The organism is Methyloglobulus sp. (assembly GCF_046714055.1).
Classification (GTDB): Bacteria; Pseudomonadota; Gammaproteobacteria; order Methylococcales; family Methylomonadaceae; genus Methyloglobulus.
Map to the genome: position 1 here is coordinate 1 of NZ_JBKKBJ010000001.1, position 9,630 is coordinate 9,630.

Annotated in this window: 11 protein-coding genes and 1 pseudogene; 3 read left to right on the top strand and 9 right to left on the bottom strand. The window is 49.5% G+C overall.

The features are described 5' to 3' along the window. Window positions 1–102: 102 nt before the first annotated feature. The 4 genes from ACLQ6D_RS00005 to ACLQ6D_RS00020 form a co-directional block, all read right to left on the bottom strand. Window positions 103–378, bottom strand: a complete 276-nt coding sequence (locus ACLQ6D_RS00005; RefSeq protein ID WP_411725193.1) for a hypothetical protein — start codon at window positions 376–378, stop codon at window positions 103–105. A 4-nt stretch (window positions 379–382) separates the two neighbouring features. Beyond that, complete coding sequence (gene urtB, locus ACLQ6D_RS00010) at window positions 383–2,029, bottom strand: urea ABC transporter permease subunit UrtB (RefSeq protein WP_411725194.1); 1,647 nt, start codon at window positions 2,027–2,029, stop codon at window positions 383–385. Between the two features lie 126 nt (window positions 2,030–2,155). Then, entirely contained in the window at window positions 2,156–3,463 is a 1,308-nt protein-coding gene (urtA, locus tag ACLQ6D_RS00015) for an urea ABC transporter substrate-binding protein (RefSeq protein ID WP_411725195.1), read from the bottom strand. Between the two features lie 34 nt (window positions 3,464–3,497). Beyond that, window positions 3,498–4,799 carry a hypothetical protein gene (locus ACLQ6D_RS00020; protein WP_411725196.1) on the bottom strand — a complete coding sequence of 434 codons (1,302 nt, stop codon included), beginning with the start codon at window positions 4,797–4,799 and terminating at the stop codon, window positions 3,498–3,500. Window positions 4,800–5,325: 526 nt separating this feature from the next. Between ACLQ6D_RS00020 and ACLQ6D_RS00025 the strand changes: the two genes are divergently transcribed. The 3 genes and pseudogenes from ACLQ6D_RS00025 to ACLQ6D_RS00035 all read left to right on the top strand — a co-directional run bounded on the left by ACLQ6D_RS00025 (window position 5,326) and on the right by ACLQ6D_RS00035 (window position 6,133). After that, the gene (locus tag ACLQ6D_RS00025) at window positions 5,326–5,715 is read left to right on the top strand and encodes a HEPN domain-containing protein (protein ID WP_411725197.1); all 390 of its coding nucleotides are present in this window, start codon (window positions 5,326–5,328) and stop codon (window positions 5,713–5,715) included. An 84-nt stretch (window positions 5,716–5,799) separates the two neighbouring features. Then, a pseudogene (locus ACLQ6D_RS00030) lies at window positions 5,800–6,001 on the top strand (DMT family transporter); the annotation flags it as partial. Continuing rightward, a complete protein-coding gene (locus ACLQ6D_RS00035) occupies window positions 5,915–6,133 on the top strand; it encodes a hypothetical protein (RefSeq protein ID WP_411725203.1) in 219 nt (72 codons plus the stop codon). The pseudogene ACLQ6D_RS00030 and the gene ACLQ6D_RS00035, both read left to right, overlap by 87 nt. A 302-nt stretch (window positions 6,134–6,435) precedes the next feature. Here the strand turns inward: ACLQ6D_RS00035 and ACLQ6D_RS00040 are convergent, their stop codons facing one another. The 5 genes from ACLQ6D_RS00040 to ACLQ6D_RS00060 form a co-directional block, all read right to left on the bottom strand. After that, window positions 6,436–7,116 carry a hypothetical protein gene (locus ACLQ6D_RS00040; RefSeq protein ID WP_411725198.1) on the bottom strand — a complete coding sequence of 227 codons (681 nt, stop codon included), beginning with the start codon at window positions 7,114–7,116 and terminating at the stop codon, window positions 6,436–6,438. Further along, window positions 7,055–7,996: a hypothetical protein gene (locus tag ACLQ6D_RS00045; RefSeq protein ID WP_411725199.1), complete on the bottom strand. Its 942-nt coding sequence runs from the start codon at window positions 7,994–7,996 to the stop codon at window positions 7,055–7,057. Before ACLQ6D_RS00045 ends, ACLQ6D_RS00040 begins: the two co-directional genes overlap by 62 nt. Window positions 7,997–8,121: 125 nt before the next feature. Then, window positions 8,122–8,793 carry a cysteine hydrolase family protein gene (locus ACLQ6D_RS00050; RefSeq protein WP_411725200.1) on the bottom strand — a complete coding sequence of 224 codons (672 nt, stop codon included), beginning with the start codon at window positions 8,791–8,793 and terminating at the stop codon, window positions 8,122–8,124. A 327-nt stretch (window positions 8,794–9,120) separates the two neighbouring features. After that, the gene (locus ACLQ6D_RS00055) at window positions 9,121–9,360 is read right to left on the bottom strand and encodes a hypothetical protein (protein WP_411725201.1); all 240 of its coding nucleotides are present in this window, start codon (window positions 9,358–9,360) and stop codon (window positions 9,121–9,123) included. Continuing rightward, window positions 9,357–9,630 (bottom strand): type II toxin-antitoxin system HicA family toxin (locus ACLQ6D_RS00060; RefSeq protein ID WP_411725202.1); only part of this gene is annotated, 274 nt, incomplete at its 5' end. The genes ACLQ6D_RS00060 and ACLQ6D_RS00055, both read right to left, overlap by 4 nt.

Consider the following 9,630-nt stretch of genomic DNA (forward strand, 5'->3'; position numbering starts at 1 on the left):
ACATTGGTTACGCAATGACTCGACGCGATGTCGGAATGCTTTGCATTTTCACTACGCAAAAAAACGCTTCGTGAAAACGCCCAGCCCTATCGCTTCTGGGGACTACTCGACTCCTGTCTCGCAGCGACCGCCCAAAGCAAAAAAAGCGCCATGCCCTAAAGCCAGGATGCCGCAATAACCCCAGACCAAATCCAGCGATAGGCCTAACAGCGCGAAAGTCAGGTATTTGCCTATCAACGAAACACTATAGGCGGAAAAATGCAGCGCCGATTCAGCCGGAAAGATTAGGTTGCATAGTGGTACGAACAAGGCAATAAACCCGATGCTGCCCATTAGAAAAGCTGCTGCCTTATCTTGTTTGTACAAATTCAATAGCATCCTCTTAGCCCTCCGCTGCCCGGCCTTTTTGCGGAAATAAGCCGCGTGGCCGTTTTTGAATGAACAAAATGATAAACATCAACACCAGTATTTTTGCCAATACTGCACCAGCAACGGGTTCCAGTAATTTATTCGCAATGCCTAAGGAAAATCCTGCCAGCAGTGTGCCCCAAAGATTGCCAACACCGCCAAACACCACCACCATAAACGAATCGACGATATAAGCCTGCCCCAGATTCGGGCCGACATTGGTAATCTGGCTTAATGCCACCCCCGCCACCCCTGCAATTCCCGAACCGAGACCAAACGTTAAGGCATCGACCCGGGCAGTGGGGATGCCCATTGCTTTTGCCATATTGCGATTTTGTGCGACGGCCCGCACTTCCAGGCCCAAGCGTGTCCGTTTAAGGATTTGCAGCAATAAGGCAAACACCAACAAGCAAAAAACCAGGATATAAAAGCGATTCCAGGTTAAGGACAGAAAGTCGTTAATTTGCCAAGCGCCACTCATCCATTGCGGGCTGGCGACACTGCGATTTAAAGGTGAAAATATGGAACGTACCGCTTGCTGTAAAACAAGGCTGACACCGAATGTTGCCAACAAGGTTTCCAGAGGACGACCATAAAGAAAACGGATAATGCCGCGTTCAATGGCAATACCCACAGATGCGGAAATCACAAACGCAGCGGGAATAGACAATATCAGGGACCAACCCAGATAATCAGGCATGAGCTGTTGCATGACATAAGTGGTGTACGCACCCAGCATCATCAATTCGCCATGCGCCATATTGATGACACCCATGACACCAAAAGTAATCGCAAGGCCTATTGCCGCCAACACCAGCACAGCGCCCAGACTTAAGCCAAAAAATAAAGTTTCAATGGCAGCGTACCATTGCAGCCTAGAATTGATTTTAGATAAAGCGACTTTAGCCTGATTACGCACATCGGCATCCGCTTCCAAATAGTGGCCATCCGCGTCTTTTTCAACCAGTGCATTCAAGCGATTGACCACCTCTTGGTTTGCATGGTTTTTTAGTAAATCTATTGCCCCCAAACGGGCAGTTTTGTCAGTGCTGTTTAACTCTTCCAAGCCAAGAACCAGTTTAATTTCATCCTGGACTGTCGCATCCTTTTCTATGGCTAGATGATCACGCAATAGTGTAAGGCCCTCTTCGTCTATCGCTTTGGCTATGGCATGGACTGCGCCTATCCTTACTTTTGCATCGCTTGCACTAAGCTCTAAGCGTCCGATGGTTTTCCTAAGCGAAATTCTAAGGCTGTTATTGACCGTAATTTTTTGTGTGGCTTCATGAGCGGCAACACCTAAATCCTGCCCAGTCTTAGCATCGCTAAGCTTATAGCCGGAACTGTTTTCTTTGCCGATAACCAGTTTGCCCTCAGCTTTCAGATTAAATAAATGTCCGTCCAATAAGGCCTGCAAAATAAGGATTGCCCTGGGTTCTTTGACCGTTGCCAGTTGATCGATCGCTGCACTCCGTTCTTGCATGGACGTGGCATTCAATTTGGTCAGGGCTTCGGAAAATACGTCCTGGGCTAAACTATCCTGACCAAGAGCAAAGCTTGGCAACAGCAGCATCAACATCGCCATTAAGCGATAACAGCGCCTGAAAAAGTCCGGTTTCATGTGTCTACTCCGTAAATCACAAATAAACGGAACTTTATATCCGCCTTGCTTATCTGTTTACTGCACTTTTCGTTTATACATCTTTCCCACGCCGGAGCGTGGGAACTATTTTGAACACCCCCAACACTACTTATAATTTTGACCGGAACATTTCTTGGTCTTGGTGTTGAAATTGCCGCAGCTAATTGGTGCAGTCCAATCAGCCAGAATCGGTTTGCTTTCCGGCAGGAAATCAGACCAGGCATCTCCATCCACCAGTTTGTTGGTTTGCCATACGGTGACAAACTGGCCGTCATCCTGGATTTCGCCGATTAATACTGGCTTGCTGATATGGTGGTTAGGTAACATTTTCGACATGCCACCTGTCAAGTTTGGATACTCAACGCCGATAATGGTATCTTGCACTTTAGCAGGATCAGTCGAACCGGCCTTTTCCACCGCTTTCACCCACATATTGAAGCCGATGTAATGAGCTTCCATAGGGTCATTGGTGACTCGCTTAGGATTTTTGATGAAGTCATGCCATTGCTTGATGAACGCGGCATTTTTGGTGGTATCTACACTCATGAAGTAGTTCCATGCAGCCAGATGACCGACCAGCGGTTTGGTGTCTACGCCGGATAGCTCTTCTTCACCGACCGAGAACGCAATCACCGGAATATTTTCAGCCGATACGCCCTGGTTGCCCAGTTCCTTGTAGAACGGCACGTTAGCATCACCATTGATGGTTGAAACTACCGCTGCTTTCTTGCCAGCCGAACCGAATTTTTTGATGTCAGCAACAATACTTTGCCAATCGGAATGACCAAACGGCGTGTAATTAATCATGATGTCTTTTTTAGCCACGCCTTTAGCCCTAAGATAAGCTTCAAGTATCTTGTTGGTGGTGCGCGGATAAACGTAATCGGTGCCCGCCAACACCCAGCGTTTAACTTTTAAATCGTTCATCAAATAATCGATTGCCGGGATCGCTTGCTGATTAGGCGCTGCGCCAGTGTAGAACACGTTCTTGGACGATTCCTCACCCTCGTATTGCACAGGATAAAACAGCACGCCATTCAGTTCTTCAATAACGGGCAACACCGATTTGCGCGACACCGATGTCCAACAGCCGAAAATAGCGGCTACCTTGTCTTTACTCAGCAATTCACGCGCCTTTTCTGCAAACAGCGGCCAGTTGGAAGCGGGATCGACGACTACAGCTTCGAGTTTCTTGCCCAGCAAGCCACCTTTTTTGTTTTGCTCGTCGATCAGCATCAGCACTGTGTCTTTCAACGTGGTTTCGCTGATTGCCATCGTACCTGACAGGGAATGCAGGACACCGACCTTGATAGTGTCTTCGGCATGGGCCGCGGCGGCGAACGCCATCGCCGCGGCGGCGATGGGCGCCAGCAGTCTTTTCGCTCTTAATTTGCTTGAAATGATTTTAAACATGTTTTGTTTCCTTAAGCTACGCTTGAATGTTCGATTAAATTTGGATCTGAACGCCGATCTTAATCGCGTTCGTGAAGGTTCCGTTGGCAGCCGGATTCCAGATGGCACCACCGCCGGAAAGGTCGCCGCCTTGCCACAGCAGAGAGACGCGGGCATTATGGCCATCGATGACGTAGTTCACGCCAGCCTCATATTCGCTTTGGTCTGGCCCGTTCCGTGTAAAGATTTCGGTATACATGACATAGGGCTGGAACTGGCCGATCCCGATCTTTTGGGGGATCAGATAAAGCAGGTTGCCGGTAACGGAGTTGCCTTGGAATCCGGTCGAGAGTCCACCGCCACCGCCACCGACGATAAAGGTATTGGTGTTGGTGCCAGGGCCTGGCGCACCGTTGTGATAGCTGATGCCGAAATTTTTGTATTCGCCGTTAAAAGTCAGCACACCCTTATCGGGCATTACCTTTTCGAATTTCACGTCACCGCCAGCGAGTAGGAAATTGCCCGGGCGCTCAAAACTGCCCGCACCGTCCTCCTGGTACTGGGCAAAGCCGGCCACGGTCAGTACATCGCCGTCGGCGCCGTAGGCGGTGCCGCCAGTGTAATAGCCTGGCGCATTCTCCACTGACAGTATGTTGTAGGCGACACGTCCGGCATACATCAGGTTACTGTCGGCGTTGGCGGTTTTGTTGGTGATGGCTCCAGGAACATTAGTGTAATTTGTGCGCTTCAAGCCCTGAAACACACCGAACACGTATTTCAAATGGCCGTCCAGCGCGGCACCCCAAAAGTTGACGCCTTCATCACGGCCAAAGGTGCCGGCATCCGGTCCCGGCAACACATTCTGAATCGTCGAATCGGAGGGTTCGAAAGGTGTTTTGAACGGTTCAAAGGTGGCACTGTAGAAAGGCCCGTTCATTTCGATACGGCCTTCCGGTACCAGTTGGCGGCCCGCCCAGAGATTGATGAAGGGGTTGTATTCGAATTTGACGACACCGTCCAGAATGCGGATATCGCCGCCGTCGCCGCAATTCGCGCATTCCGTGTTGAACTCGAACTTGATGTACTTATGGATCTGAGCATTCATGTAAAGACGGAGGTTGTCCAGGCGGAAATCGGTCGACCATTTGTCGCCGTTTCTACCGGCCGTATTCTCCGAAGTCGCGAAGATGGTTCTCAATCCCGCGCCGATGCTGACCCATTTGGTGTCATCAATCTTGAACGTAGCGCCTGCTTCTGTTGACGGCGCATGGCCCGCCGACAAGATTAGCAAAGCCATTGCCGGAAGCAGTGATCCACTACTTTTTATTCCAGCCATTATTTGTTTAGCATCACTCATAACATATCCCCTAGAATTTACAGTATGATTGGTTAAAGCATTTAGCTTGTCCAAACGCAGCCACATTACAGGCCGGTGGGGATTATTATGATTAGGGGGGAGTTGCACAATACGTCATTTGACTCATCAGTCAAATGACGTATATTCAATTGGCTATTGCTCGCTTATTGTTAGGGGTCTAACAAAGCCTTATGAATAAGCCATTACGCCGAACTGCCGGAGGATAGTTGATGGCAGACACAACCAAGCCGATTTACCCCTTCCGTAACGCTTCGCACCCACCAACGGCGTTATTGAGGCCATAACGATGGTGACGGGGGGCATACCCCGCACACTCAGGTTTTTCTAGGAAAATTGAAACAAACAATACGAAATAGCCAACATGGCATTATATCGAGAACTGTATATCTAGCTATATAAGGGTGATATACCGTTAGGAAATCGTAGTAAAACCAAATTTTATTGCTTCGAAAATCTAAAACATGGAAGATATACGGAAACTTTAAATTACTTGTTGGGCATGAGAATGGACAATGCGCAGAAGGCAAGAGATTTCATCAAGATGGCGCAAGCCGATTACATTTCCGCGCAGTGCTCCTCTGTACCCTATTCAATCTGCTTTCATGCCCAGCAGTGCGCGGAAAAATACATCAAAGCATTTCTTGCATTTCATGGCGTGCCCATCAAAAAGACACACGATATTTCGGAGCTTCTTGGAGAGTGTATAAAAATCGCACCTGCTTTTTCAGCTCTATTTAGCAGTGCCGAATCGTTAAAGCCGTTCGGAGTCAATATCCGCTACGAAGCATCAAAATATGAAGCAGACACAAGGTGCCATGAGGTGTGGTTAGCACACGAACGCATAAGTGAGGTTGTGCGTCGAGAATTGCCTTCACATATTCTCGTCTATGAGTAGCATCATGCCCAACCAGGCGGTCAACCGGACCTGCGCGAAAAACCGCGCAGGCCGGTTACCTTGAACGTTAGCCATTCACAACATATGCAATGGCTATATCTGGCAATAGCAATCGTGTCCGAAGTTGTTGCAACTTCCGCACTTAAAACAGCAGAGGGCTTTACCCGCTGGAGTCCCTCACTTCTTGTCATTGTCGGGTATGTGCTGGCGTTCTACTTTCTTTCGCTTACGCTACGCACCATCCCTCTTGGCGTTGCCTACGCTATCTGGTCTGGTGTCGGGGTTGCCTTGGCCTTGCTGGTTGGGTGGGTGGGTTATCTATCACCAGTCGCTCGGTATTGCAGCGCTCATAGGTATCGCGCTCATTGTGGCTGGCGTGATTGTGCTCAACCTTTTTTCCAAGGCGGTGGTACATTAAACACCCCGTCACGCACAGGAATGAATAGCACAATACTTCAAATAACTCATAAGTCACTTGTCTTATGGCGATTATTGCCCTTCGGCTGCCCAGGTTCGTCCTCCGTCCTCTGCAGTACGCACAACGCGTTGATACGCTGTGCGCCACGGCTACCATAATGGCTTGATGCCGTGTCGGATGGCCTTGTATTTTGACTACGCTTCCGCTTCCGCTCCAACTCCGTCAAAACACCCGACCCCTACGGCTGATCCGGTGGTCGTCGTACAACCGCGCTCCACTCGCGTTACGCTTCCTGTGTTCCTTCAAATGATTTCCCCTGATGCCACTGTCACTTTGGCATACTTTGCCGAAACCAGAAGGATACCAGCCACGGCAAGATAGCTAAAGGCCACCGGCAACGATTTAGCAAAGCCGATGGCTTCACCGTGCATCAACCCAACAAAAGTGAACGCCGCACCCGCCAAGGCAAACACGGCGGCCTTGAACAGTTCCCGTTCAATAATGAAAGAAGCTATCGCACCCAAGATCAATCCGCCAAGAATAGCGCCGCCACCGAGCACTTCCAGGCCATGATACAGCACCCCTGATTGCCCCAGCTTATCCAGGCCAAGCGTGGCGGCACTGGTGCCTGCCGCGCCTAATGCATTGTCAATTTGCAGCTTTCCCCACGCGGCAAGATTCGGCATCAAGGCCAATATGATGGCCGGCACATGGCTTTTTGGCGTTTCCTGGAATGCCTGCGCGCCGATCAGCATACCGATGTAAAGCAGAATCGGTGAAATGGCGACGACAGGGATGAGCGATGCGATGAGCGCAATAATGCCCAACCAGGACAGCACCAGCACGGTGACCCCAGTAGCGGCTGAGTAGCCTATGCGCCCGCCCATGGATTTCCAGCCAGGATGGCCGATGTACACGGCGTTAATAAACGGGTTGCCCATCAAGCAGCCGATCAGGCTGACCACGCCATCGGCACACAGCACACAGCACACGCGTTGTAGGATAACTGTCCCCACCCGCTGCCGCACTTTCCACGTTATCCATGGCTTCAACCAGATCATAAATGCCGAACGGAATCGCCGTCACCAGAATCACAGCCAAAAATTCAAACCCGGAAAAAACATGGTCTATGGCTGGAAGTGGCAACGAGAAACCAAAGTTAGCTAATGATGCAGTGACATTATCCAAGCTCATCCCGCCATAATTCAAACCCATGGCGGTAGAACCCCAAGCAATAAGCGTACCCACAGCAATGGCGACCAATCCTGCCGGAATGCCTTTGAAAAAACGCACACCGCCGAACCAGCTTGCCAGGATAATGGAGAAGCACACCACGCCTACCACTGGTGTCATGAACATTTCCAGTGCAGGCCGCAAGGAGATGAAAGCAATTGAAACCCCGGCCAAGGTACCTAACAGTGCGGCGCGCGGTGTAACCTTGCGGATATAAGGAGCGATAAAGCCACCCAGCATCAGCACAAAGCTTTGAATGAATACCCAGGCCAAACCCGCTTCCCAACCCTTGATGGGGTCACCACTTGTGAGTGAGATAGGCAACATGATGACAAAAACAACTACAAACATATGTGGCACACTGATGCCTGAGGGCAAGGCACAGACATCATTTCTGCCGCTACTTTTAGCCAGCTTGTAGGCCAGCCAAGCGTAGTAGAGCGTACTGAGAAATAGCATCAGCCCGGTCGCCGGCAAGATTCGGCCAAACACAATCTCATCTGGCATTTTCAGCACAAAGCGTAAGAGCCCGGTCAATACCAGTAGATTGACCAGAATATTGGTGCCAAAGCCGGAGAATGCGTTCCAGTCTCCGGGTGTCCAAATGTTAACCTTGGATGTTGTTGTCATGATGCCCCCTAATTTTTATACCAAAATAAAAAATACATCCGTCTCGTTCCAATCGTTAAATTAAGCCGTTCGTGGTGAGCTTGTCGAACCATGAGCGGCTAAACTTAACGGCATTGCGCCTCGTCTTACGCGTTCATCGCAGTCAAAATAGTGTTGGAATCTGTGACCCATCCAAAAATCCCGCTTTGCGCCTTAATCATGCACAGGCCCACTTCATGAAACTCCGGACTATAGGAGCCGCAGCAATCTCCTGGCACGATGCAACGGTAGCCCCGATCATTCGCCTCCCTCACGGTGGTATGTACGCAGACCTCGGTGGTGACGCCACAGACTATCAGGTTTTCAATGGCATTGTTTTGGAGGATAGACTGGAGATCAGTCGCATAAAATGCGCCCTTTCCGGGTTTGTCTATGACCGTTTCCCCCGCTTGCGGGTACAGTTCAGGAATGATGTCCTGGCCCGGCTCGCCACGAATCAGGATACGGCCCATCGGGCCCATTTCTCCGATACGCAGACTGGGATCTCCACGCTCAACTTTGGCCTTGTGTGCATCCGACATATCAGGGAGATGGCCTTCACGGGTATGTATCACCAGCATTCCATTTTGCCTTGCTGCACTAAGCAAAGCCTTACATGGCTCGATGGCGGCGGACAGCAGCGAAACATCATTGCCCAAGGATTCCCCAAAACCACCCGGTTCAAGAAAATCACGCTGCATGTCAATGATGACAACGGCTGTTTTGGCTAGATCGATAGCAATGGCTTCTGGTTCGGCATTAATTTCAATGGTTAGCATTGCGAATCTTTGGGCTGTTGATTTGTAGTCTGGTTAAAAATGCAACTATGTATACAACAAAGCAAATCACATGCCACCGATTACGACGCAGAAATATAATTGCAACTAATTGTAGTTAAAAGCTAATTAGAATTGATGACGATCAATTCTAAGCAGTACGCAACATGGCTGCATAGTTTTTTCCCAAGTCTGGTGCAACTTGCATTGATTTGGGGCATGGCTACCTGATTACGAGACATGTCGGCTTGAACGTAGAGCTAACCGGGCGCGGCCCGAAAAGTTGAGAAACAAAACCGCATTATAACCGCGCTCCGGTTGCGCGCAATGTTAGGCAACACTGAGCATTTTGTTAGCGTAGTCTTTACCTGATGTTGTCGGAGGTAAGAATTTCCCGTCTTGTTTGTATAGTGCAATGGTTTCATCGACTATTTCGCAGAGTTCTGCGAAAACTTGTTTTTCATCGCTGCCGTGACAGCCCCCGTAAAAAAGACCGGGGCAGCTCCCTACAGAGCATTGATCTTCATCTGACCATTCTACTATTTTTACATAACGATATTTTTCGTTCATTTTTTTGACTCCTCTATAGCGGCTTCAACAGCTCTTTCTTGATATTTTTTGGCATCATCCCCAGCTTTTCCAGAAATTACGACCGACTTCATAACAATCGGATGTACAAAATTTCTGTGGCTTCCCTTTCCGCCGCGGTTAACAAAACCGGCTTTTTCAAGCGCGGTAGGGCGGATTAGACGCGCAAACCATTCAAGCTCAAAATAGGTAAAGATTTTCCGCGCGTCGTAATCCGCCATATCAACGGACACCGCATTCGGCGGGTTACGC